A 23,020-nucleotide genomic window follows, 5' to 3' on the forward strand; every position below is an offset into this window, starting at 1 on the left:
TCCGGCCATGCGCGACGCGCCCGCTGCACCGCCCCGGTCCCGGCCGGCTGTCGGCTGACGGAGATTCATCAGCAACCACCTGACGCATCTGATAGTCGTTGACTACGATAAGAAGCGTCAGCGATGATCCCTTGGATCCTGCGAGAGGTGTGAGATGTCCGTTCCGGCCGCCTCCGTCGACGGCACCACCACCGAGGTTCTGCTCGCGGCCACGCAGCGCACCGTCGCGGCGATCGAGGCCCTCGGTGCGGCAGCGCACGCCGTGCAGGTCCCGGCGTCGCCCCAGCTCGCCAGGTCGGCGCAGCACACCGAGAACCGCTGGCGTCATCTCGAGGACGAGTTCGGTCTCCTGACCGCTGCGCAGGCGGGACGGCGCATGGGTTCGCGTAACGACCGCGCTGCGCGAACCCGGGTCTCGAGCGCGCGGAACTCCCTGCTCGCCGTCCGTCGCGGCCGACGGAACCTCTTTCCCGGCTTCCAGTTCGACGACGACGGGCGCCCACGGTCCTCGGTCACTCGCCTGCTCGGTAGGGCGCGCTCGCTCGACGTGACCGACGAGACCTTCGCCCTGTGGCTGGTGGCGCCCGCCGAGGCCCTGGACGCGCAGCGGCCGGTCGATCTGCTCGCGGACACCGACGCGGTCGACCGGGTGGGTCAGGCGCTGGAGCGTCGTTTCGGCGTCCGTTGGTGACCGGTGCTGGCGGTGTCCCGGCACCGCCCGACCCGTTCGAGCCGCGCATCGATGTCCTGACCGCCGGCTCGCGCCTGATCCGGGTCTTCAGCACAGGAGCCGACCGCACCGCGGCAACCTTCAATCCGGGATTCGGCGCCCCGACCCGCTTCGCCTTCTTCGGCGACCCGCCGGTCCCGGTGCTCTACGCCGGCGGCACCGAGGAGGCCGCCGTCGCCGAGACCGTGCTGCACGACATCCCCGTCGACGGCGGCGACGTCTACCCCGAGGACTACCGGGACCTGGCCGCCGCGGCCCTGGTCACCGGACGCGACCTGCGGCTCGCTGCATTCCACGGCCTCGGGCTGCGCCGCCTGAACGTGACCGCGGGGCAACTGACCGACACCTCGTCCGCCCACTATCCCGACACCGTGGCCTGGGCCCGAGCCGCCCACGCCTACCGGGACGACGACGGGAGCCTGGACGGGATCTGCTGGACGTCCCGCCAGTGCAACAGCGCGAAGGCGTACGTCCTGTTCGGTGACCGCGTGGGCTCGGACGACCTGGAGGTCGCCGTGGACTATGCCCGCATCCTCGGCGTGGGAGCGGACCTGGACTGGTTGATCGACCTGTGCGCCGGCATGCGCATCAACGTCGTGGTGTGATGCCGCAGCTTCGCGTGAGCCGCTGACCTGCGGTTCTGTCGGCGGCGGGCAGCTCAACTTCTCCGGCGCGGCGGGAGAGAACGGCTCGACCAAGGGCCCAGACGTCGTCGCCGAGAAGCCCTGGCACCTGCAGGCCCACCACGACGAGTTTCGGTCTACGCCGAGAAGCTGCCGGGGCGTGGGAGCCGACAAGGTCCTGGCTTCATCGATACACAGCGAGCCTTGACACCTACGTGGTTTCGGGGGCCGCCGTCCAGTGCGCGTGAATGGCCGCCCGCTCCGGCAGCTGCCGCAATCGGGCCGCTGTTGGCGGCACGCGTGCGCACACTATCGATTCAGTCATCATTCAGGTCTTCGACCAACTCTCCTTGAACTTGCGTCTCTTGTCTGACGGCGATGATCAATTGTCTAATGGGTTGTCTGATCTCCTTTGCGGGCGCAATACCGACTTTCATTTGTGGCCGCAACCGCGGCTTCCCAAGAGTCTGTTGTTCGATGTTCCACGACCATCTGACCAGGTCCCGAGCTGATGACTGAACGTCACCAGTTCTGCTCACCAACACCAATTGGTAATACCTCTGTCGCACCTCGGCGTGAGCGTCGGGTACTCCCTCACCGACCCTTGTGGCAGCTTCCACCAGTAGAGCCGCGGCCAAGCGGACTCGATCGTTGTGCGACTCCTCTGACATGCGACGGGCCGTAACCATGTCTCGACGTGACGATAGTGAACTCGTAACCAACGCGACTAAGACGCCCGCCAGAATCGACGCGATCGGTGCGACATATGTCGAATCCATAGACGCATGGTATCGGCATAATCGCCTTATCCGATGCAACTCGCTCTGCACGCTTGACCCAATCTCGCCAATTGTTATCTCCCTTGGGCCCTTCGCCCTCGGCGCCAGGAAAGAGCCTGGGCTCAGTTCAGGTTATGGCCGGGGTCGCGACACCGGTCTGACGGAGCTGCATCCGGCGGTCGCCGACACGGATCCGCACCTCACGCCCCTGGATACGCAGGACGGATTTCACGTGGCCGGCATCGACCTCGTCGTCAACACTCACCTGCACTTCGACCACTGCCTCATCGACCTCGTCCCCCACCCTGTCAACCCCACCGATGACGCCGAGCGCCGCGCCAATGTCGGGAACTGTGTCGCACGGACGCAAGATCTCGATCCGGAAGGCATCATCGTGTGCCACTCCGAGGTGTTCAACGTGCTCAAGCAGCCCATGCTCGAAGCCGGCCTATCGCTGCCGCACGATGAACCGATTCCCTTCTCGCTCGGGAGCTGGCGCCCGACCTTCGTCGAACGCCATCGACAAGCCGTTCAGCGACTGGAGTCGAACGACTAGCACGCACAGGAGCAGCACCACGTTCTGTGACGCGGACTAACCGACGTCTCCTTTACAAGTCGTTGTCGGTCTGTCCCCTAACGAGCCACGTGTGAAGAGTCACCAAGAAGTCATGATCGTCGACCGATACGGTCCGCTGATGTGCAACGTCGTTGCGGAGGTCGCTCACCCTCACGATCCAACTGCTACGCGCTTTCCAGCCGCCAGGCCGCTGCTCGTCGCCAGGAGGTGTGTACCGCTTCTCGAACACCCCACGCCAAAGTTCCTGAGACTGGGTCATGACATCGCGATAGTTGACGATATAGAGGCAGTCCCACTCTTCGATCTCTTGCCCTGAGGAGCGGTCCGCATTTCGCTCGACCATGAGTTTGCCGGCCTCGACACGAATATTGCGGGGTACGCCGAGCTTGAACCACTCCGCACCGTACTTGTCCTCGAGACGCTTCCGAACGTCATCCTTCATATACGCCTCAAGCGCGTCGATCATGTCGCGAGACTCGTCGTTGAACTGCTTCTGCTCGTCTCGCACATAGCCGGCGAGCCCGGGTGGATCAAATTCGGGACGCGCTTCATTGATGGCCTGCTGAAGACGTCGCCAGTATTTCGTGCCAGCACCTGAGCCGTAGAGCTGTCGATACTCAAGCCCTTCAGTCGGTCCAAGGCCTCCGAGGTATTCCACCATCGAGTCCAAGTAAGGGACTGCGTCGTCATAAAGCGTCTGCGGGTCCCGTTTTCTGGGGTCGTAGTCAGTGTCCTGCGTCGCTAGGTGGAGCACGACATCTCCTAGGATCCGGATGATCGACTCGATGCCATTATTGATGAAGACGAAGCCGCCCTCGGAGCTGCCTAGCTTGTACTGGACGTCGAGATGCCGTCGTACGTAGTCGATGCCCTGCGTTATGTACTCGAACAGTGCATCGCCCGTTGCGTCATTCGAGCCACGGTAAAATGTGCCGATCTCCTTGACCTCAGTCTTGGTGAAGGTTCCGATGAACCCGCCGCGGTCCAAACCCCGCGCCACAGCGTCGATTGTGAGGCAACGGAGAGGGGTTTTCGAGTCCTCCCCAACCTGAACGCGTCCATACAGCGGTGAGACTTTGTCCTCGCCCAGCCTCTGCGCCAGGACCAACCTAAGCGCCTTTGCCTGCTCGCGCAGATCGTCGGAAGCGTACAACAGGTCCGCATTCAGAGTGTTCCGAAGATTTTTCGGTACAGCCTGCTGGTTCTCGTTGATCTGCATGAACAGCTTCATCTGGTCAGAGCGACCTAGCGACACGAATGCGACGACCGGTATGAGGTCGGTCGCTGCGCGGGCACTGGCCGAATAGCCGTAAAGCCGGTGCTGTCCGTCGATGACGTAAGCGGCACGGAATGTCTGGGGGAGGTGCAAAATACCCGCGCGGGTCTGTCCCGATCGCTTCGGGAACGGGTCGAACTGGAGGCCTCTATTCCCCCCTTCGAGGCTCAGAATGAGGGAGTTAGGAAAGTATCCGCCCGACTCGACGAACTGAGCGACGTTCTTGAGCCGTGTCTTCTTGATGAGCCGCTGGTATGTCGGCATGAGGCTGGAGTTCGCCTTGCTGCGGTGCAGGATGAAGCCGATCTTGAGCAGACGGTCCGGTTCGATCGAGAACGAGTAGTATTTGTGGCCACCCATCGACGCCTCGATCGCCACAACTTCGCGATCGAGATTCGGGATTTTCTGGCCAGCGAATAGGTTCCCCAGGAGCTGGAATCGCGCCGCCTCACCTAGATGATCGGCCAGGCCGAGATAATAATCTATTGTCTCCTCGTTCATGTGGACGATGTCCGCCGAGGCGATACGGTCGGCTGTCAACTTTGTTACGCCGTAGTTGTTCGTCGCCAGGATGTATTTGACCTTGTGTCTTGGGTACTCAGCCTTGAACGTTCGAAGACTCCCCGCACGCTGGCCTTGGATCGCTTCAATCTCTTTCTTGAACTGTCCGGTCTTGGTCTCTGCGCTGGATTTGCACTCAACGACCAGGACGACGTCGTCGTCAGCGGCGAACACGTCGATTTGTTGGCACTCGTTGTCGCCTAAGCCATATTTCAGCGTGAGGCGGCGGTCTCTATTCAGCGAAGTGAAACCAAGCTTGGCGAAGGCCGCCCAGACACGGTCCTCAAACGCGACGTCGTGCGGCTTAGGCTTTCGCATGCGAACTGAGCGCTTGTTTCGCCTATCGAGCACCCATCCGTTCTCTTCCATTTCAGGAATCCGAATTGGAGGTACGGTCTCGAACAAGTCAGGGGACAACCTGCGGCGGGTTTCCGCCGGTACGCTTCTGAAGGGGAGAAGGTTGTCTCGGATCAATTCACCCAGTGGCGGAAGCGTCATCCGATCGGCAGATTCGTGAAGAGGTACTCGGTAGCGCGACCCCGGGCAGCGGCCCTGCCGCCAACGTTATTCTTGCGGCTAGTCTCCACGCGCCTGTCTCCCTTATCGAATAGCTCCGAAATCGATGCGTGTGCCGCGTTCGTCATGACGTAGTACGCGCCGCGATCTCGCAATTGATCGATCATTCCGCTTAGGCGCTGCTGGTCAGAGAAAAGGAAGAGTTGGTCATTGTACTTCACGAAGCCGTTGTTGTTGTGAGCCACGGTATAAGGAGGATCGAGAAACACGAGATCGCCCTCTCGAATGTTGCGAAGCGCGTTAACAAAATCGCCAACAGCGAGCGTTGCTGAGTTGAGGCGGACGCTAGCCGACCGGAGCTGCGCCAGACCCGGTCGATTGTCGGACGTTTTGTATCCGAACGGGACATTGTACTCGCCTCTGAGGTTGACGCGGTAGAGTCCGTTGAATGACGTATGGTTCAAAAAGATGAATCGTGCTGCGCGGTTCACAGGTGTGCGCGGCTTTGCTGCCCGGGCCGCATAGTAGTCTTTTTCGGTGTTACGGTATTGCCTCAGTCGCTCCCAAACTTTATCAGGGGAGTCATGGACGGCCGCATATGTCTCGATGAGGTCGGCATTTAAATCAGACAGGTATGACTGGCTCCCGAAGTCGATTCCGAAGAAGACAGCGGCGCCCCCTGCAAACGGCTCGTGATAATTGCCAATCTTCACAGGGGCTGTCAGCTCCGCGAGGTACGAGACGAGCCAACGCTTCCCGCCTGCCCAGCGTAGGAAGGGTGGGAGGCCGACATGGGACCGAGCTTGTGGCGCCTCTACGGGTTCCGGTGCTGGCAGCGACAAGTATCTCTCCCCTGTTGTGGTGGTCGATCCGACGATACAGCGACTGCAGCGACCGTATTTGCGCGACACGCCAGCCGCCTATCAGTCCTGCCAAGCAGCGGTTCCTGTGGTTGAAGACACTCGTTCGACAAGCGCGCTGAGGCGATTGTCGGTCACTACGCCGTGCCATCTCACCTGTGACGGGAGGCCTGCCTCGTTGATTTTGACGGTCGGAATCGACGCGTCCGCCCAGACTGCCAATGTGTCGGCTCGGTCATCGATTGCAAGACGAGGAGAATAGCGATTCTGGATCTCCGTGCATATCTCCGCCTTGATCAGCGCGTCGGGGCGGTAGTCGAGGGTGCGGCGGGTGATCAGCTCAGTTCGTCGGACCCCATGACGGTCAAGCCAGCGTTCGGTAAGTTCGCTCCAGCGTGCCTCCCGCGCTGTGACGACAACGATCGCGTAACCGTTACGTTCAAGTTCAGTGATCAGTTGCAGCACGTCCGGAAACGCCGGGCAGTCCTCTGAGGATGAGTGAAAGAGCGCGAAGTCTGCGCGGAAGCGCCGAGTACCTTCCGGACGCTCGACGTGGTGGCGGATACTCCGAACGTCGCACAAGGTTCCGTCGACATCGCAGATGATCGCAGGGGGGCGGTTTGCAGTGTCCAATTCCCCAACTTTCCCGCATCGTGGTCGTCATCCACGAGTTTGCGCGCCGGTGGCCGCTGACATCCTGAGCGAGCGACGGGCGGCCGGCGCGGGCCCAATCCACGCCATCGACGAGAACCCGAATTTATGGCAGCTCTCCGGTCTTGAGAGCCTTTGTGCCAATCACCGGCGACTCGATGTAGGAATCAATCTCTACATCATCATTCAACTTGAATCGAGCCCGCTTCAACCCCGCGGTAGCTTGCGTCAGTCAATGAATTGTTCTCTTCGGTGAGACCAGGCAAATTCCACCAACGACACCTAAACCGTTAGTTAACCTCGAAAGCCATCCAGCAATCGAGCCTTTTCTGAAGCGCGCGCCGCGCTTCTCGAAGGTTCTATTTCGTTAGTGAAAATGTAACATCAGCCCTACTCGCACCGAGTAAGGCTGATGTTACATTCGCAATTTCATTTGGTGGAGCTGAGGGGACTCGAACCCCTGACCCCCTGCATGCCATGCAGGTGCGCTACCAGCTGCGCCACAGCCCCATCGTCGCCGTACACAGCACCGGTCGAGACCGTTATCCGTGCCGCGGCAACCAGACGAGTCTATCCAATGAACGTCGGGAGAACCAAATCAGCCCTCCTCGACCACCACCGGCTCCGGGAGGCTCCCGGCGTTGTGCTCCGCGAGCCGCCAGCGCAGCCCGCGGGCGGCCTTGTCGGCCCCCATCTCCTCGAGCATCGACCAGTTGCAGTTGGCCAGGCCGGACAGCACCGACCACGACCCATGCGGCAGTCCCAGCATCGACGTGATCGCCACGCGCGCCGCGCCGCCGTGGGTCGCGAGGACCAGCAGGCCGTCGTCGGGCAGGGTGGCCAGGTGCTCCTCGATCGCCGAGCACACCCGCGCGGCGACGTCGAGCCGGCTCTCCCCTCCCCCGGGCGCCACGTCAACGTCACCGGTCGACCACGCCGCCGATTCCTCCGGGAACTGCTCGTTGATCTCCGCGAACGTCAGCCCCTGCCAGCGTCCCGCGTTGGTCTCCCGCAGCCGCTCATCGAGCGACACGGGCAGACCGGTGAGCCGACCGAGCGCCTCCCCGGTCTTCCGGGCCCGCGTCAGGTCCGACGCCACGATCTTGTCCGGGTTCAGCGCCGCCAACAGTCGCGCCGACGATTCCGCCTGCGCCTCCCCGACCTCGTCGAGATCAATATCGGTCTGCCCCTGGAACCGGCCGGCCGCGTTCCAGGGCGTCTGCCCGTGCCGCCACACGATGACGCGGCGACCATTCGCGGCATGATGGCCGGCGGCGCCCTGCTGTCCGACCGAGCTCACGCCCGGGTCTCGTCGTCGCCGGACGTACCGGCGGCGGAGCCCGGGTCAGCGGAATCCGAGGAGGGCAGACCCAGCTCGGCCGGGTCGACAAGAGGACGGTCGGGCGAACCAGCGCGCTCCTGTCCAGCCGGCACGCTCGCGTGCGCGTTCAGCTCGGCCGTGATGTCGATGACCGGGCTGTCGTTCCACAGCCGCTCCAGCGCGTAGAACACCCGGTCCTCCTGGTGCTGCACGTGCACGATCACCTGCGCGTAGTCCAGCAGCACCCACCGGCCCTCGGACCGGCCCTCGCGTCGCACGGGCTTCTCCCCCAGTTCGGCCAGGGCCTCCTCGATCGCGTCCACGATGGCATTGACCTGCCGCTCGCTGGACGCCGACGCGATGAGGAACGCGTCGGTGATGGCGAGCCGCTCGCTGACGTCGAGCGCGACGACGTCGTGCGCCTGCTTGTCGGCGGCGGCCCGCGCGGCGGCCCGCACGAGCGAGACGGAGAGATCGGTTGCGGTCACGGAACTCCTTGAAGGAAACGAGTGAAGAAAGAACGGGTGGAGGAAGACTCAGTGGACGAAGAACACCACGGCGAGGACGGCGAGCGCGGCCACCACGACGATGCCGCCGATCAGGGCGCCCACCCACGAGCGGCGGCCCTGGCGGGCGGTGCGGGAGTCGAGCGGGTCCAGGCCCGCGGCGTCGGACGCGCCGACGGGAACGGGAGGAGCCGAGTGCAACCCGGCACCGGTCGTGTCCGATGCGGGGGCGTTCGCGTCCAGCAGGTCGGCCGTCGGCACCCAGCCGGTGGCCGGACCGGTTGAGGCAGCCGCAGGAGCAGCAGCGTCGGTCGAGGCGGTGTCGGCCGACATGGTGTTGCTGGATGCGGAGTCGGCCGACGCAGGCGCGGCAGCGTCGGGCGGCGTGGTTCCGGAAGCAGCAGTGCCGGCAGCACCGCCATCAGTACTAGCAGACGCCGACTCGTCGCCCACCTGCGTGCCCTCGACCGGTACCGGATGCAGCGGCTGCGCCCTCCCGGTCTCCGGGTCGACGGTCAGGAACAGCATCGAGGTGGTCGGCGGGGCGATGACCGGGAAGTCGAAGGCCGGGTCGCTCTGGTACCGCAGCGGGGTGACCGCGCCGAGGTTGTGCGGCTGGTCCGGCTGCGGCGGGTCGACGAAGTCCGCGGTCACGGGCGCGTCGGTGACCGCCGGGCCGGCGGCCGTCCCCCGCTGCGCCGCGTTGAGCGAGGCCGCACGCGCGGCCATGGCTTCCTGTTCGGCGCGGACCTGCGGGTCGACGTGTTCGGGCCCGGCGTGCTCGGCGCCCTCGTGCTCGACGGGTGCACTCGGGTGATCCGCCCGCGCCCCGTGCCGGGACAGGCTCACGGCGTGCTCGTCCGCCTCGGCGGCGAGCTCGGCCATCCGCGCCTCGTACTCCTCGCGGGTCAGCGCGGCGCCGGCACCGAAGGCCACGCCGTCGTCGTCGACCTCGTCGGCTGGGACAGCGTCGGCCGCGGTGGCGTCAGGTGCTGCCGTGCGGGCGGCCGCCTCCTCGGCGGCGCGCTCGGCCGCGCGCCGTTCCCGGCGGGTCGCGTACTGGGTGGGGTTCTGGGGATGCTCAGTCATGGGGTACCAGGATGTTCTGATTCGCGCCGGCGGCCGGAGCGGCGCCGTCGATCCGCAGCCGGCCCACACCGGACTCCGCCGCGGCGGCCTCGGGGGTGTACAGCCCGTACTTGGCGATGTACTGGACGACGCCGTCGGGCACGAGGTACCAGACGGGGTGGCCTTCGCGGACGCGCTTCCGGCAGTCGGTCGAGGAGATCGCCATGGCGGGGATCTCCATGAGGGACACGTCGTCGCGGCCCATGTTGCGCAGTTCGTGGCCGGGCCGGGTGACGCCGACGAAGTGCGCCAGGGACCACAGCTCGTCGACGTCCTTCCACGACATGATCTGCTCCATGGCGTCCGCGCCGGTGATGAAGAACAGGTCCGCGTCCGGGCGCAGGGCGTGCAGCTCGCGCAGGGTGTCGATCGTGTAGGTCAGGCCGGGCCGGTCCACGTCCACGCGCGAGACGCTGAAGCGCGGGTTCGACGCCGTCGCGATGACCGTCATGAGGTAGCGGTGCTCGGCGGGAGAGACCTCCTGCTTGGACTTCTGCCACGGCTGGCCGGTGGGGACGAACACCACCTCGTCCAGCCCGAACACCGACGCCACCTCGGACGCGGCCACGAGGTGGCCGTGGTGGATCGGGTCGAACGTGCCGCCCATGACCCCCACCCGGGCGCGGTGCCCGGGAAGGGAGACGTGGCCCGGCGAGGGAACCGGGGAGTTAATGGCGCTGCTCCCGGTGGTGCTCGGCCGGCAGGGTCCGCTGCGGGTCCACGTGCTCGTCGTGGGCGTCGTGGCGCATGCCGACGTTGGTGAAGGAGACGGTGATGAAGAGCAGCACCAGGAACACCCCGAAGATCACCAGCATGACGACGGGCGCGGGGGCGATCGTCGGGGCGGGGGCTTCCTCGGCGGCGGACAGGACGGCGGCGGCCATCGATGTGAGCATCTTCTCCCCTGTTTCGGGTCGGCGTTTCTTTCAGTGCGTCCAGCGCGGGGGCCTCGTCGAGGTCACGCCGCCCTGGTCTGGGACTGTCCCAATCCTACGTCGTGGACGTGGGCCGGGCGGCGAGCGGCCCGTCGGCGTCGTCGTGCCCGTCCCGGCCCCGCCCACCCGTCTCCTGGCCGACGACCCGGTCCCGGCCCACCGCCAGCCCCACGACCACCTGGACGACGTTGACGACGACGAGCCCCACGAGCGGGACCACCCAGGCACCGGTCGCGGTGAACAGTGCGCCGAAGACGGGCGGCCCGACCGCGGCGAGCAGATACCCGAGGGACTGGGCCATGCCCGAGAGCGACGAGGCGTCGCGGTGGTCGCGGGCCCGCAGGCCGATCAGGCTCAGGGCGATGACGAGGGACGCGCCACCACCGAACCCGGCGAGGAGCGCCCAGAGGATGGCCAGGTCGGGCGCGAGCAGCAGGCCGAGCAGGCCCCCACCGGTGAGCACCGGGGCGAGCACGCAGGCGAACCGCTGGTCCCGGCCGCGCAGCAGCAGGGGGACGAGGAAGCTGGAGGCGACGCCGACGAGCTGATAGGCGAAGAGGTCCCAGCCGGACTCGGCGGCGCCGTGTCCCCAGGACCGCTCGATGGTCGGCAGCCAGGTGACGATGACGTAGAAGTTGACCGACTGCAGACCCATGAACGCCGTCACCTGCCAGGCCAGGGGCGAGCGCCAGACGCTGGGCCGCGGCGCGCGGTCGTCGGAAGCGACGTCGGCCCCCGGCCGAACACCGTCAGCGGTGTCACCGCCGCCGACGTCGACCGCCGCCGTGCGCGTGCGCAGGTGCGGCAGCCACAGCAGTAACGCCGGGACGACGACGAGCGCCCATGCCCCGAGCCCGAGCCGCCAGCCCGCCTCCTCGCCACCGGGCAGGCGCAGGTGGGACAGCGGGACGGCGAGCCCGGCGCCGACCGACGCGATGGCGCCGAGCACCGACGAGTACGCGCCGGTCAGGATCGGCACGTGCCGCGGGAACTCCCGTTTGACGATCGAGGGCAGCAGCACGTTGCCGACGGCGATGGCGGCGCCGATGAGGAACGACCCGACCCACAGCCCCGCCGAGCCGAACACGCCGGCGTCATCCGTGGGCAGCGACCGGATGCCCGCGCCGACGAGCAGCAGGATCAGGGCGCCGAGCACGGTGCGGGCGGCGCCGATGCGGTTGCCGAGCGCCGCGGCGACCGGCGAGACGACGGCGAACGCGAGCAGCGGCATCGCCGCGAGCAGGCCGAGCGCGGACGGCCCCATCCCGGTCTCCGCGCCGACCTGGTCGATCAGCGGGCCGAGCGCGGTGAAGATGGGCCGCAGGTTGGCGGCGACGGCGAGGATCCCGACGACCAGCAACCACGCCGGCGGCCGGCCACGAAGGTGGCCGGCCGCCGTGCTGCTGGATCCGGAGGAGGCGTTCATGCTGCGGACGGCGCGAACGCCCGATTTTCCCCTGCGGGAGGGCACATCGTCACGGGCGCACGTGCCCGTCGCCCGTCACGATCCACTTGGTGGTCGTCAGCTCGGTCAGGCCCATGGGCCCGCGGGCGTGCATCTTCTGCGTCGAGATGCCCACCTCCGCGCCGAGGCCGAACTCGCCGCCGTCGGTGAACCGGGTGGAGGCGTTGACCAGCACCGCCGCGGCGTCGACCTCGGCGACGAACCGCTCGGCGTTGGCCAGGTCGTTCGTCAGGATCGCCTCGGTGTGCCGGGTCGTGTACGTCTCGATGTGCTCGATGGCCTCGTCCAGGGTGTCGACGGTCGCGACCGCGAGGTCCAGGTCGATGTACTCGGTGGCCCAGTCCTCCTCGGTGGCCGGCTGGCTGGGCACGTCGGCGGGCAGCGCGGCGGCGACCCGCTCGTCCACGTGCAGCCGGACGCCCGCCTCGGCGAGGGCCCGCAGCGTCGCCTCGAGGCCGGTGTAGCCGGGGTGCACGAGCAGCGTCTCGACGGTGTTGCAGGTGCTGGGCCGCTGCGTCTTGGCGTTGACGACGATCGGCGTGACCATCTCGGGGCTGGCGGAGGCGTCCACGAAGATGTGCACGTTGCCCTCGCCGGTCTCGATGACGGGCACCTGCGCGTTGCGCACGACGGTCTGGATCAGGGAGCGGCCACCGCGCGGGATGAGCACGTCGACCTTGCCGCGGGCGCGCATCAGCGCGTTGGCGCCGGCGCGGCCGTACTCGTCGATGGTCTGCACGGCGGTGGCGGGCAGCCCCTGCGCCGTCAGCGCCTCGCCGATCAGCTCGACGAGGGCGGCGTTGGAGTGCGCGGCCGCGGTGCCGCCGCGCAGGATGACGGCGTTGCCGGCCTTCAGCGCGAGCCCGGCGATGTCGACGGTGACGTTGGGGCGGGCCTCGTAGATGGCGCCGACGACGCCGAGGGGCACGTGCACCTGCCGCAGCCGCAGCCCGTTGGGCAGGGTCTGGCCGCGCACGACGGAGCCGACCGGGTCCGGCAGGGAGGCGAGGTTCTCGAGCGCCTCGGCGAGGCCGGCGAGCCGCTCCGGGGTCAGGCGCAGCCGGTCCTGCAGGCTGGTGCTGACGCCGTTGGCGTCGGCGTCGGCGAGGTCCCGTTCGTTGGCGGCGAGGATGCGGTCCTGGTTCGCGATCAGGGCGGCGCCGATGGCGCGCAGCGCGGCGTCCTTGGTGGCCCGGTTGGCGCGGGCGAGGGCACGGGAGGCGGTCTTGGCGGCGTCGGCGACCGCGTCGACGGCGGCCGCGGTGGCGTCATCGACCTGGGCGCCGGCATTCTCGTTCTCGGCGGGCTTCTCGTTTGTCTGGCTTGCGGCCGTGGTCGGGGCGTCGCTGTCCCCGGTCCCGGAAGTGGGCGTGCCGGTGTGCTGGGTGAGCGTCGTCATCCGCCCAGTCTATCGAGCGGGGGCAGCCGCCGACGTGGGTGGCGTCACACGTCGACGGGTGTCCCGTCGGGGCGACCGTCAGACGGTACTGGTTCAGCCGATACGGGCAATTGAACCGATCCAGACGAGTCGTCAGAATCTGTACATCGGGACACCACGACTCACGCACGTGCCAGCCCGGTAGCTCCATGGCGTTAGTCTTCCTGTACCCGCCAAGGCCCTTGTCGACCTCCGGACGCTGCACTCCTGAAGACCTGTAGCCACCGCGGACCGTAAGAGCGATGCTGGCGTTCACGTCGGGAGGCAAATTGTGGCACCGCTGGAAGGGCACGACGAGGATTCAGCCGACCAGTTTGCAAGCGAACAGATAATCGAGCTTGCCCCTCCACGCACTAGAGAAACGTTGCCGCCATTCAAGATGGAGGTGTCCGAGCTCGTTTCCTTAGTGGTCCCAATGGCACAGACGGCGGCGATCAAGATCGAGCTTGTTCTCTTCAATGGGTCATTCAATTCTTACGACGACCCGCGAGTCATCGAAATGATTCCGAATCCTCGCGAAATTCGAGATCTCAAGTTCCATTTCGAGTATCCTGACGGATCCTCGCTAACATTTCACCCCATCCGGAGATTCCTCGCCGGATACCTTCTCTACGATGGCGAGGTACCAGTCGGATGGGGGTCGCCCGAGCGCGATCAGAGTCTGAGTAATCGATTTGGAGGTCGGCTGAGCAAAGAACTCGATCGCACGTTCAAGAAGGCAAGACACAGAGTGCGGATTGCAACGCATTGGACTGGGCAAGTCGTCGTAGGCACTTGCACTGCGCTTGTCATCCTATTTATGGCAGGTTCTCTGATTGTCGGCATCGGATTACTCGCGATCTTGCCGTTGAGCGGCTTAATTTCGTTGCCATCCACCTCACCAACTGCCACCACGACGAGCGCACCTATAACCGGGCCTACAACTGCGGCCATGCTGTCTTTGACGTACGGACTAGCAGTCTTAGTGATTGGCGCTTGGAATACGTCGGTTTTAGCAGACGTGGTGATTCGGGATCGTCCCGTAACTCGTTTCACTCGCTTCCTCGGCGCGACCCTCTTCAAGCGAGATCCGGATCGCGCTTCGGCAGGCATACCGAAGTGGCGGACGACACTGTCAGATATTGGCATTAAACTGGGCATAGCGATCACCGGGGGTCTGACCGTCGCGGTGCTGGTAACGATTTTCAACCTTCGAAAATGAAACAACCTTGAGTCATGATCGACCTGCTTCCCCAGAGGCGACCATGCTTTCGTATTCTTGGGCGACTCGACCTGCGGGCTGGGGCACCATCAGCATGGGCTGGTAACCGCACACGACGAGCAGCTGGCTTACCTACGGACAAACGCTTTCGCGAGGGTTATCGACGTGCCACGGGTGGTGCCTTCGTCCACGAAGATCGACAACGCCCGTTCTCCACACCGAACCACTCTAAATGAGTCCACGCGGGAGAATTATGCCGGAGTCCTCGGATGGTGGTGTTCACTCTGGAGAAACGTTTCCCAATTTGCTGATGTTCTGATGCAGAGTGAGTCGGCTACGAGCGCGCCGGCCCACGTCGACGTACCCTCAGGGCGTCAGGATCGACCGCAGTCCGGTGCCCGCGGCCAGCTCGTCGAGGGCCTGCGGACCCTCCGCGAGGGGGCGCACCCGGTCGATCAGCCGCTCCAGCGGCAGCCGCCCCGCCAGATGCAGCCGCGCGAGCCGCGGCACGTCCACCCGCGCGACGCTCGACCCGTAGTTGCAGCCGAGGATGCTCTTGCCCTGGTCGGCCAGCTCATAGGGGTCGATCGAGGACCGCGCGCCCATCCGCGGCATCCCGACCAGCACCGCCGCTCCCCCGGGCGCGAGCATGCCGGGCAGCGTCTCGATGACGTGGGCGTTCCCGATCGCCTCGAACGCGTAGTCCACCCCGCCGAACCGCTCCCGCAGCCAGGCGCCGGTGTCGGTCTCCCGCGGGTCGAGCACGACGTCGGCGCCCAGCTCCTGCGCCGTCGCCCGCTTCTCGCCGGACAGATCGACGGCGATGATCGGGTGCGCTCCGGCGAGCCGCAGCCCCATCACGATGGACAGGCCCACCCCGCCGCAGCCGACGACGACGGCGGACGCGCCGGCCGGCACCCGGGCGGTGTTCAGCACCGCGCCCACCCCGGTGGTCACCGAGCACCCGAGCAGCGCCCCGACGGTGAACGGCAGCTCCTCGTCCACCACCACGACCGCCGTCTCCGGCACGACGACGTGGGACCCGAAGGTGCCGAGCCCGAGATAGGGCCAGAGCTCGCCGCCGGACGCGTCCGTGAACGGCGTCGTCCCGTCCGGCAGGGTGTTGGCCAGCGCCGTCGTCCCGGTGCACAGCCAGGCGCGCCCGGCCGCGCAATTGGCGCACGCCCGGCACGGCGCGAACCACGAGAGGACGACGTGGTCGCCGGTCCGCACGCCCGTGACGCCCGGGCCGGTCTCCTCGACGACGCCGGCGCCCTCATGGCCGAGCACGAGCGGCTGATCCGTCGGCCAGTCACCGTTGACGACGTGCAGGTCCGAGTGGCAGACGCCGGTGGCCCGGATGCCGACCCGGACCTGGCCGGGACCGGGCGCCGCCACGTGGACGTCCTCGAGGGCGACGCTGACCCCGGTCTCAGCACCCGGCCGGACGGTGATGGCAGGCGAGGTGAGGGCCGGGTCCGTGGTCATCGACTCCGCCTCAGGCCGGGTCGGTGACGGGCGCGGCCGGGTCGGCCGCGGCGTGCGCCGCCTCGTCCCCGCGGTCGAGCGAGCGGCTGGCCAGCAGGTAGACGACCGAGGTGACCACGAGGCCGACGAGCCAGGCGATGTCCACGCCGCCGAGCAGCTCGGCCATCGGACCGGTGTAGCTCCAGTCACCGATCGTCGGCAGCACCATGAACGGGATCTCGGCCAGCAGGCCGACGCCGAACGCGGTCAGCCCGCGCCAGCCCCACGCCCCGTAGATGCCGGTGGGAGTGAACAGGTCGGCGATCGCGTAGTGGCCCCGGCGCACGATGAAGTAGTCGACGAGGTTGGTCGCCGTCCACGGCACCAGCACGTAGAGCATCAGGGTCAGGGCGGAGAAGACCGTCGCGACGGCATCGGTGCTGACCGTGGCGGCCACCGCGTACCAGACGACGGCGAGGACGAGGATGGTGATCACCCGCGCGGTGGTCTTCGGCTTGATCGGCCGGACGGAGTCGACGGTGGTCAGCACGGTCAGCGCACCGCCGTAGGCGTTCATCCCCATGGTCGCGGCCAGGGCGAGCGCCGACAGCAGGGCGGCGGCGTCGCCCAGGTGCGGGATGATCGTGTTGCCCGCCTGCTGCAGGCCGGCCAGCCCGTCGGTGGCCCCGAGCGCGATGGCCAGCCAGGCGCCGAGCACGATCAGCCAGATCGCCGAGGACGAGGCCCCGAAGAACACCGCCGCGATCACCTTCCGGGCCGGCGTCGTCGTCGGCAGGTAGCGCGAGTAGTCGGAGACGTACGGGGCGTAGGTGATGTTGTAGGCGGCGCACGCGGCGAACTGCGCCATGAACGCCACCCAGGTGAACCCGTACTGCGCCGGGTCCCACGAGCCGTGGGCGCCGCCGGCGATGACGCCGATGGTCAGCACGATCATGATCGGCAGCGAGACGTAGAGCAGGATGCGGAAGGCCTTGTGCAGCCAGTCGTGCCCGAAGATCGCCAGGGCGGCGGCTCCCACGGTGGCCACGACCGCGATCAGCGTCGCGTTCCAGCCGAACGAGCTGGACAGGCCCTCGCCGAGCAGGATGGTGTCCGCGACGTTGAACGCGAGGTAGGTGAAGAGGGTGGCCAGCAGCGGCACGATGACGCCGCGGTAGCCGAACTGGGCGCGCGACTGGATCAACTGCGGCAATCCCATGGTCGGGCCCTGCGAGGCGTGGAAGGCCATGAAGATGGTGCCGACGCCGATGCCGAGGATGCTGGCGAGCACCGTCCACCCCAGGGACAGGCCCAGCGACGGGCCGATGAAGCCGATGGGGATGGAGAAGTACTGGAAGTTGCCGAGGAACCAGAGCGGGGCCTGGTGCCACAGCTTGCCGTGGCGTTCGTTCTCGGGCACCCAGTCGATCGACTTGGCCTCGATCAAGGGGACGCCCGCGCCGGTGGCGGGGGTGGAGTGGGCGGTCATGGCGCTCCTTCGACGGACGGGATGCCCGCGACTCCCCCGGGCCCCCTCGTCCGCGGTTTCCTCTGAGCATCGTGTGTTGCCTTTCGGGCAACCGTGGACGCCAGACTAGGGCCCGTGCCACCCGCCGACAAGCATCACGACGAAGAAGTCGCTCCGTGTCAGCGCGCCCGTCAGTGCGCGACCGGCTCCACCGGCAGGCCGGGGATGCCGACCCGCGTCGCGTAGACGCTGCCGGCGTCCGGCTCGGCGCCGTCGGACAGGTCCTCCCGCGTGGTGGTGATGTAGAGCGTGCGCAGGTCGTCGCCACCCAGCGTGCAGGCGGTGGGCTTGCTGACGGGCAGCTCGATCCGGTGGGTGAGGGCGCCCTCGGCGTCGTAGCGGTGCACCTGTCCCCCGCCGTACAGCGCGACCCACACCGCGCCCTCGGCGTCCACGCACAGCCCGTCGGGCCGACCGGAGCCGGGCCCGCTGCCAGCGTCGATCGCCACGAACGGCCGCCGGTTCACCAACCGGTCCTCCACGTTGTCGAAGACGTCGATCCGGCCGGTGGGCGTGTCCGCGTAGTAGGCCAGGGCGCCATGGGGCGCGAATCCGAGGCCGTTGGAGACCGTCACGGACGGGTCGGTGACGTCGATCGAGCCGTCGGCGCCGAACCGGTAGAGGGTCGCTGCGCCCTCCTGCTGCTGCAGGTGGATGCTGCCCGCGTACAGGGTGCCGGCCGGGGAGACGCCGCACTCGTTGAACCGCAGCTCCGGGTCCTCCCACAGCGGGGGCAGCAGGCGCAGCTCGCCGTCGTCGCTGTCGGTGAGCGCGAGCCGGTTCCGCAGCCCGACGACGAAGCCCCCGGCGGCGCGGGGCCGCACGAACGCGGCGAGATCGCCTACGTGCCGCCGGCGGACGTCGCCGTCGTGATGGTCCAGCGTCAGCAGGTCACCGGCGAACATGTCGACCCAGCGCAGGCCACCCCAGGTCGGCGACCAGACGGGCCCCTCGGCGTGGAAGGCGATCGGGCCGGTGATGTTCCGCAGTTCGCTCATGCCGCTATGCAATCACGAGCGCGGCCCCTCGTTGACTGGTCACGTGTCGTCGGTTCTCGCGGCCGGAGAACGCGAGAACCGACATCGATCGACCAGTCAGCGGGAGGGGGCGGGGTGTGCGGCTCAGGCGAGGACGAGGTCGTTGACGTGCACGACCTCCCGCTCGTAGTCCTGGCCGAGGTCCTCGCCCAGGTCGAACGTCGTGCGGCCGAGCATCTGGGGCAGTTCCTCGGAGTCGTAGTTGACCAGGCCGCGGGCGATCACCTCGCCGCTGCGGTCCGTCAGCTCCACCGGATCGCCCGAGGCGAACGTGCCCTTGACGTCGACGATGCCGGCGGGCAGCAACGATCGCCGCCGGTCGCGGACGGCCTTGACGGCGCCGTCGTCGAGCACGAGCCGGCCGCGGATGGTGGCCAGGTGCGCCAGCCACATCAGCCGGATCGGGTGCCGGTTGCCGGTGGGGTGGAACCAGGTGCCGACCGGATCGCCCCCGAGCGCGGCGGCGGCATAGTCGGTCGAGGTGACCATGGCGGGAATGCCGTTGGCGGCGGCCATGGACGCGGCCTGCACCTTGGTGGCCATGCCCCCGGTGCCGACCCCGGCACGGCCGGTGCTGCCGATGGTCAGGGCCTCCAGGTCCGCCGGACCGTACACCTCGGGGATCCGCTCGGCGCCCTGGGATGGCGGCCCGTCGTACAGCGCGTCGACGTCGGAGAGCAGGATCATCAGGTCCGCGTGCGCGAGGTGGGCGACGAGGGAGGCGAGCCGGTCGTTGTCGCCGAACCGGATCTCGTGGGTCGCGACGGCGTCGTTCTCGTTGACGATCGGTAGCACCCCGAGCGAGAGCAGCCGGGTCAGGGACCGGTGCGCGTTCTGGTACTGGGTGCGGCGGATCAGGTCGTCCGCGGTGAGCAGCACCTGGCCGGTGACGATGCCGTGCTCGCCGAAGGCGCGGGTGTAGCGGGCCATCAGCAGGCCCTGGCCGACGCCGGCGGCGGCCTGCTGGCTGGCCAGGTCCTTGGGACGGCGGGTCAGGCCGAGCGGGGCGAGGCCCGCGGCGATCGCGCCGGAGGAGACCAGGATGATCTCCTGCCCGGTCAGCTTCGCGGCGGCCAGGACGTAGGAGAGGCGCGTGAGGGCGTCCTCGTCGATGCCGCCGCCGATGGACGTCAACGACGAGGATCCGACCTTGACGACGATGCGGCCGGCGGTGGGCACCTGGGCACGGGAGGTGATCGGGCTGCGACGCAGGCTGACGCTCATGGCTCCTTCAGGGTGGGGAACGGTGGTCGATGCCGGTCCGCGTTCGCGTCGGGCCGGCGCGGTGCTGGTGGTGCGGGGTGGTCCGGGTGAGGGTTCGGCTCAGTCGTCCGGGTCGCCGGATTCGGAGGCGGCGGGCGTAGGGACGCCGACGTCGGAAGCATCGTCGCTCGTCCGGCGGTCGCTCGTCCACAGCCCCGCACGGCGCTCGGCCTCGAGCTCGTCGCGGGCGGCCTGCTTGGCGTCCATCCGGTCGTGGAAATCCTGCCGCTTCTGGCTGCGGGTGGGCCGGGATTCCGCCTCGAGCAGGCGCAGGTCGGTGCCGCGGGGGCCGGCGAGCAGCTCGGCGCCGGCGATCATCGTCGGCTCCCAGTCGAACACGACGCCGTCCTCGCCGCCGATGACGACGGTGTCCCCCGGCTTGGCGCCGGACTTGAACAGACCGTCCTCGACGCCGAGCTTGGCCAGGCGGTCCGCGAGGTAGCCGATGGCCTCCTCGTTGGCGAAGTCGGTCTGGGCGACCCACCGCTCGGGCTTGACGCCGCGGATCCGGAACAGCGGCTTGAGGCTGCGCTCCTCCTGGGTGATCGCGTACTCGCCCCGGCCTCCGCGTCCGCCGCGGTCGACGGGCCGCGGCCGCAGCACGACGCGCGGGGCGGCGGGCGACTCGGCACGATCGGTGCGGGCGGCGTCGACGATCTGGGCCATCGCGAAGGACAGCTCGCGCAGGCCCTCGTGGCTGGCGGTGGAGATCTCGAAGACGCGGTAGCCGCGGGCCTCGAGGTCGGGCCGGATGAAGTCGGCGAGCTCGCGAGCCTCGGGGACGTCGATCTTGTTCAGGGCGACGAGGCGGGGCCGCTCGTTCAGCGGGACGACGTCGCCGCCGGGACCGGCGAAGCTGGCGTCCACGGCGTAGGCGTCGAGCTCGGCCTCGATCGCCTCGAGGTCGCTGATCGGGTCGCGTCCCGGCTCGAGCGTCGCGCAGTCGAGGACGTGCACGAGGGCGGCGCACCGCTCGACGTGGCGGAGGAACTCCAGGCCGAGGCCCTTGCCCTCGCTGGCGCCGGGAATGAGCCCGGGCACGTCGGCGACGGTGTAGCGGGTCTCCCCCGCCTGCACGACGCCGAGGTTCGGGATCAGGGTGGTGAACGGGTAGTCGGCGATCTTCGGCCGCGCGGCGGACAGCGCCGCGATGAGGCTGGACTTGCCGGCCGAGGGGAAGCCGACGAAGGCGATGTCGGCGATCGACTTGACCTCGAGCACGAGGTCGCGAGCCTGGCCCTCTAGGCCGAGCAGCGCGAAACCGGGCGCCTTGCGCTTCGGGGAGGACAGTGCCGCGTTGCCGAGGCCGCCCTGGCCCCCGGACGCGGCGACGAACTCGGTGCCGTCGCCCACGAGGTCGGCGAGGACCTCGCCGTCGGCCGACTTGACGACGGTGCCGTCGGGCACGGTGAGGATCAGGCTCTCGCCGGCGGTGCCGTCGCGGTGGTCGCCCTTGCCGGGGCCGCCGTTGCCGGCGTGCTGATGGGGCGCGCGGTGGTAACCGAGCAGCGTCGTCGTCTGGGCGTCGACGCGCAGGACGACGTCGCCGCCGTCACCGCCGTTGCCGCCGTCGGGGCCGCCGAGCGGCTTGAACTTCTCCCGGTGGATGGAGACGCAGCCGTGGCCGCCGTTGCCGCCGGAGACGTGCAGGACGACGCGGTCGACGAAACTGGCCATGGATGCGCTCCTTCCTCTGGTGATGCTGGTGGTGTCCGGAAACGCGTCAGGGCAGGCCGCGAGCGGCCTGCCCTGACGTGAAGAACGTGATGGTGCGCGGGGATCAGACCGCGGCGACCTCGGCGGCGACGATGTCCACGACGCGGCGACCGCGGCGGGTGCCGAACGCGACGGAACCGGCGGAGAGGGCGAACAGGGTGTCGTCCTTGCCGCGGCCGACGTTCAGGCCCGGGTGGAAGTGGGTGCCGCGCTGGCGGACGAGGATCTCGCCGGCGTTGACGGTCTGGCCGCCGAACCGCTTGACACCCAGGTACTGGGCGTTCGAGTCACGACCGTTGCGAGTGGAGCTTGCGCCCTTCTTGTGTGCCATTGCTAGTGCCTGCCTTCAGGGATCGGTGCGGAACGGGCCGGGGACTCAGGCGATCGAGGTGATCTTCACGCGCGTGAGGTCCGCACGGAAGCCCTGACGCTTCTTGTAGCCGGTCTTGTTCTTGAACTTCTGGATGGAGATCTTCGGGCCGCGGAGGTTACCGAGAACCTCGGCGGTGACCTTGACCTTGGCCAGCTCCTGAGCGGCGGAGGTCACCTTCTCGCCGTCGACGAGAAGGAGCGCGGTCAGCTCGATCGTGCTGCCCTCGGCGCCGGACAGGCGATCGAGGGTGACGAGGTCGCCAACCGAAACCTTCTCCTGGCGCCCGCCAGCACGGACAATCGCGTACACCACGTGGAACTCACTTCTCTCGACAGTCTCGGACAAAAAGTCTCGCGGCCCTTCCCCTGCTGGGGTCGACCGGTGTGCGGTGGGGCGAGCGGATCGCGACCCGGCGTCATGACTCATCGCACGAGATCGCGGTGCACCGACTACGGGCCCGGCACCGACTACTCAGGATACGTCACCGGCAGCAACAGGAGCAAATGCACGCGAGGGGGCGGCGACCGTGTCGCCACCCCCTCGCCACCCGGCGCGACGCTGCGCCGGACTCGTGCTCAGCTCAGCAGGACTTCGCACCCCGGTACACGTCCCGCGACGGCAGCGCCTGCACGACGTGCAGGACCTTGCTCCGGCCCGCGGCGATCGACAGGCAGTGGCCGTCCCAGTCGAACCGCACGTCGGCCTTGCGGTGCACCGTCGTCGACCCGCAGTTGCGGTAGATGAAGGCGTGCTGCTTCGTCGGCACCACCCCGTACATCACCAGCCCGCCGGTGATGCGCTCGTTGGCCCCACAGCTCAGGCCGCTGTTGCTGACGTACTGGCCCACCGACACGTCGGCCGCCGCGGCTCCGACGCCCAGGCCCATCAACAGCGCGGCGATCGACGCGGTGGCCCCCACCCTCAGCCCCAGCCGACGTCCTCGTGAATTCTTGCTCATGACATTGCTCCCCTCATGTTCGCCCGAAACCGGGAGTCTTCCCGGTGACGTGACCGTAACGGTCGCGATCGACCGACTGAAGCGCACTGCCGGTTCCTGCAACGTCGCAGG

Annotated in this window: 22 protein-coding genes and 1 tRNA gene; 4 read left to right on the forward strand and 19 right to left on the reverse strand. The window is 67.7% G+C overall.

Annotated elements, in window-relative coordinates; all coding sequences use genetic code 11:
• Positions 1–154: 154 nt before the first annotated feature.
• The 3 genes from V6N00_RS04675 to V6N00_RS04685 all read left to right on the forward strand — a co-directional run bounded on the left by V6N00_RS04675 (position 155) and on the right by V6N00_RS04685 (position 2,688).
• Positions 155–691: a hypothetical protein gene (locus V6N00_RS04675; protein WP_334230927.1), complete on the forward strand. Its 537-nt coding sequence runs from the start codon at positions 155–157 to the stop codon at positions 689–691.
• Positions 688–1,335, forward strand: a complete 648-nt coding sequence (locus V6N00_RS04680; RefSeq protein ID WP_334230928.1) for an RES family NAD+ phosphorylase — start codon at positions 688–690, stop codon at positions 1,333–1,335. Before V6N00_RS04675 ends, V6N00_RS04680 begins: the two co-directional genes overlap by 4 nt.
• A gap of 1,029 nt (positions 1,336–2,364) precedes the next feature.
• Positions 2,365–2,688, forward strand: a complete 324-nt coding sequence (locus V6N00_RS04685) for a hypothetical protein (protein ID WP_334230929.1) — start codon at positions 2,365–2,367, stop codon at positions 2,686–2,688.
• Positions 2,689–2,740: 52 nt separating this feature from the next.
• Here V6N00_RS04685 and V6N00_RS04690 read toward each other — a convergent pair whose 3' ends face one another.
• The 11 genes from V6N00_RS04690 to V6N00_RS04740 form a co-directional block, all read right to left on the reverse strand.
• Positions 2,741–4,915, reverse strand: a complete 2,175-nt coding sequence (locus V6N00_RS04690; protein WP_334230930.1) for a DGQHR domain-containing protein — start codon at positions 4,913–4,915, stop codon at positions 2,741–2,743.
• A 125-nt stretch (positions 4,916–5,040) separates the two neighbouring features.
• A complete protein-coding gene (locus V6N00_RS04695) occupies positions 5,041–5,973 on the reverse strand; it encodes a DNA adenine methylase (RefSeq protein WP_334230931.1) in 933 nt (310 codons plus the stop codon).
• A 12-nt stretch (positions 5,974–5,985) separates the two neighbouring features.
• On the reverse strand, positions 5,986–6,555 hold the full coding sequence (locus V6N00_RS04700) for a phosphatase domain-containing protein (RefSeq protein ID WP_334230932.1): 570 nt from the start codon (positions 6,553–6,555) through the stop codon (positions 5,986–5,988).
• Between the two features lie 452 nt (positions 6,556–7,007).
• Positions 7,008–7,083 (reverse strand) — tRNA-Ala (locus V6N00_RS04705).
• Between the two features lie 88 nt (positions 7,084–7,171).
• Positions 7,172–7,873 (reverse strand): histidine phosphatase family protein, encoded by a 702-nt coding sequence (locus tag V6N00_RS04710; protein ID WP_334230933.1) that lies wholly within the window; start codon positions 7,871–7,873, stop codon positions 7,172–7,174.
• The gene (gene rsfS / locus V6N00_RS04715) at positions 7,870–8,382 is read right to left on the reverse strand and encodes a ribosome silencing factor (RefSeq protein ID WP_416385027.1); all 513 of its coding nucleotides are present in this window, start codon (positions 8,380–8,382) and stop codon (positions 7,870–7,872) included. The genes V6N00_RS04710 and rsfS overlap by 4 nt, the downstream gene beginning before the upstream one ends.
• Before the next feature lie 48 nt (positions 8,383–8,430).
• The gene (locus tag V6N00_RS04720; protein WP_334230934.1) at positions 8,431–9,489 is read right to left on the reverse strand and encodes a hypothetical protein; all 1,059 of its coding nucleotides are present in this window, start codon (positions 9,487–9,489) and stop codon (positions 8,431–8,433) included.
• Positions 9,482–10,135 (reverse strand): nicotinate-nucleotide adenylyltransferase, encoded by a 654-nt coding sequence (gene nadD, locus V6N00_RS04725; RefSeq protein ID WP_416385028.1) that lies wholly within the window; start codon positions 10,133–10,135, stop codon positions 9,482–9,484. The genes V6N00_RS04720 and nadD overlap by 8 nt, the downstream gene beginning before the upstream one ends.
• 61 nt (positions 10,136–10,196) lie before the next feature.
• Positions 10,197–10,424: a hypothetical protein gene (locus tag V6N00_RS04730; protein WP_334230935.1), complete on the reverse strand. Its 228-nt coding sequence runs from the start codon at positions 10,422–10,424 to the stop codon at positions 10,197–10,199.
• Between the two features lie 94 nt (positions 10,425–10,518).
• On the reverse strand, positions 10,519–11,889 hold the full coding sequence (locus tag V6N00_RS04735) for a CynX/NimT family MFS transporter (protein ID WP_334230936.1): 1,371 nt from the start codon (positions 11,887–11,889) through the stop codon (positions 10,519–10,521).
• Between the two features lie 49 nt (positions 11,890–11,938).
• On the reverse strand, positions 11,939–13,327 hold the full coding sequence (locus V6N00_RS04740; RefSeq protein WP_334230937.1) for a glutamate-5-semialdehyde dehydrogenase: 1,389 nt from the start codon (positions 13,325–13,327) through the stop codon (positions 11,939–11,941).
• Positions 13,328–13,637: 310 nt separating this feature from the next.
• Between V6N00_RS04740 and V6N00_RS04745 the strand changes: the two genes are divergently transcribed.
• Positions 13,638–14,567: a hypothetical protein gene (locus tag V6N00_RS04745; protein WP_334230938.1), complete on the forward strand. Its 930-nt coding sequence runs from the start codon at positions 13,638–13,640 to the stop codon at positions 14,565–14,567.
• A 366-nt stretch (positions 14,568–14,933) separates the two neighbouring features.
• On the opposite strand, the gene V6N00_RS04750 is transcribed toward V6N00_RS04745, so the two are convergent.
• The 8 genes from V6N00_RS04750 to V6N00_RS04785 form a co-directional block, all read right to left on the reverse strand.
• Complete coding sequence (locus V6N00_RS04750) at positions 14,934–16,055, reverse strand: alcohol dehydrogenase catalytic domain-containing protein (RefSeq protein WP_334230939.1); 1,122 nt, start codon at positions 16,053–16,055, stop codon at positions 14,934–14,936.
• A 10-nt stretch (positions 16,056–16,065) separates the two neighbouring features.
• A complete protein-coding gene (locus tag V6N00_RS04755) occupies positions 16,066–17,523 on the reverse strand; it encodes a purine-cytosine permease family protein (protein ID WP_334230940.1) in 1,458 nt (485 codons plus the stop codon).
• A gap of 170 nt (positions 17,524–17,693) precedes the next feature.
• Positions 17,694–18,560 (reverse strand): SMP-30/gluconolactonase/LRE family protein, encoded by an 867-nt coding sequence (locus tag V6N00_RS04760; RefSeq protein WP_334230941.1) that lies wholly within the window; start codon positions 18,558–18,560, stop codon positions 17,694–17,696.
• Between the two features lie 123 nt (positions 18,561–18,683).
• On the reverse strand, positions 18,684–19,823 hold the full coding sequence (proB, locus tag V6N00_RS04765; RefSeq protein WP_334230942.1) for a glutamate 5-kinase: 1,140 nt from the start codon (positions 19,821–19,823) through the stop codon (positions 18,684–18,686).
• A 99-nt stretch (positions 19,824–19,922) separates the two neighbouring features.
• The gene (gene obgE / locus V6N00_RS04770) at positions 19,923–21,539 is read right to left on the reverse strand and encodes a GTPase ObgE (RefSeq protein ID WP_416385029.1); all 1,617 of its coding nucleotides are present in this window, start codon (positions 21,537–21,539) and stop codon (positions 19,923–19,925) included.
• Between the two features lie 103 nt (positions 21,540–21,642).
• The gene (gene rpmA, locus V6N00_RS04775; protein WP_334230943.1) at positions 21,643–21,909 is read right to left on the reverse strand and encodes a 50S ribosomal protein L27; all 267 of its coding nucleotides are present in this window, start codon (positions 21,907–21,909) and stop codon (positions 21,643–21,645) included.
• Between the two features lie 45 nt (positions 21,910–21,954).
• A complete protein-coding gene (rplU, locus tag V6N00_RS04780) occupies positions 21,955–22,263 on the reverse strand; it encodes a 50S ribosomal protein L21 (RefSeq protein ID WP_076692925.1) in 309 nt (102 codons plus the stop codon).
• A gap of 268 nt (positions 22,264–22,531) precedes the next feature.
• Entirely contained in the window at positions 22,532–22,909 is a 378-nt protein-coding gene (locus tag V6N00_RS04785; RefSeq protein ID WP_334230944.1) for a hypothetical protein, read from the reverse strand.
• Positions 22,910–23,020: the final 111 nt, after the last annotated feature.

This window comes from Tersicoccus mangrovi (assembly GCF_036881825.1).
GTDB classification, from domain to species: domain Bacteria; phylum Actinomycetota; class Actinomycetes; order Actinomycetales; family Micrococcaceae; genus Tersicoccus; species Tersicoccus mangrovi.

Excerpts from the sequence above, each read along its gene's own strand:
- obgE (WP_416385029.1), bottom strand. The coding sequence starts at position 21,539 with ATGGCCAGTTTCGTCGACCGCGTCGTCCTGCACGTCTCCGGCGGCAAC.
- proB (WP_334230942.1), bottom strand. The coding sequence starts at position 19,823 with ATGAGCGTCAGCCTGCGTCGCAGCCCGATCACCTCCCGTGCCCAGGTG.
- V6N00_RS04730 (WP_334230935.1), bottom strand. The coding sequence starts at position 10,424 with ATGCTCACATCGATGGCCGCCGCCGTCCTGTCCGCCGCCGAGGAAGCC.
- V6N00_RS04760 (WP_334230941.1), bottom strand. The coding sequence starts at position 18,560 with ATGAGCGAACTGCGGAACATCACCGGCCCGATCGCCTTCCACGCCGAG.
- V6N00_RS04690 (WP_334230930.1), bottom strand. The coding sequence starts at position 4,915 with ATGGAAGAGAACGGATGGGTGCTCGATAGGCGAAACAAGCGCTCAGTT.
- nadD (WP_416385028.1), bottom strand. The coding sequence starts at position 10,135 with ATGGGCGGCACGTTCGACCCGATCCACCACGGCCACCTCGTGGCCGCG.
- V6N00_RS04750 (WP_334230939.1), bottom strand. The coding sequence starts at position 16,055 with ATGACCACGGACCCGGCCCTCACCTCGCCTGCCATCACCGTCCGGCCG.
- V6N00_RS04740 (WP_334230937.1), bottom strand. The coding sequence starts at position 13,327 with ATGACGACGCTCACCCAGCACACCGGCACGCCCACTTCCGGGACCGGG.
- V6N00_RS04755 (WP_334230940.1), bottom strand. The coding sequence starts at position 17,523 with ATGACCGCCCACTCCACCCCCGCCACCGGCGCGGGCGTCCCCTTGATC.
- V6N00_RS04735 (WP_334230936.1), bottom strand. The coding sequence starts at position 11,889 with ATGAACGCCTCCTCCGGATCCAGCAGCACGGCGGCCGGCCACCTTCGT.
- rpmA (WP_334230943.1), bottom strand. The coding sequence starts at position 21,909 with ATGGCACACAAGAAGGGCGCAAGCTCCACTCGCAACGGTCGTGACTCG.
- V6N00_RS04785 (WP_334230944.1), bottom strand. The coding sequence starts at position 22,909 with ATGAGCAAGAATTCACGAGGACGTCGGCTGGGGCTGAGGGTGGGGGCC.
- V6N00_RS04675 (WP_334230927.1), top strand. The coding sequence starts at position 155 with ATGTCCGTTCCGGCCGCCTCCGTCGACGGCACCACCACCGAGGTTCTG.
- V6N00_RS04720 (WP_334230934.1), bottom strand. The coding sequence starts at position 9,489 with ATGACTGAGCATCCCCAGAACCCCACCCAGTACGCGACCCGCCGGGAA.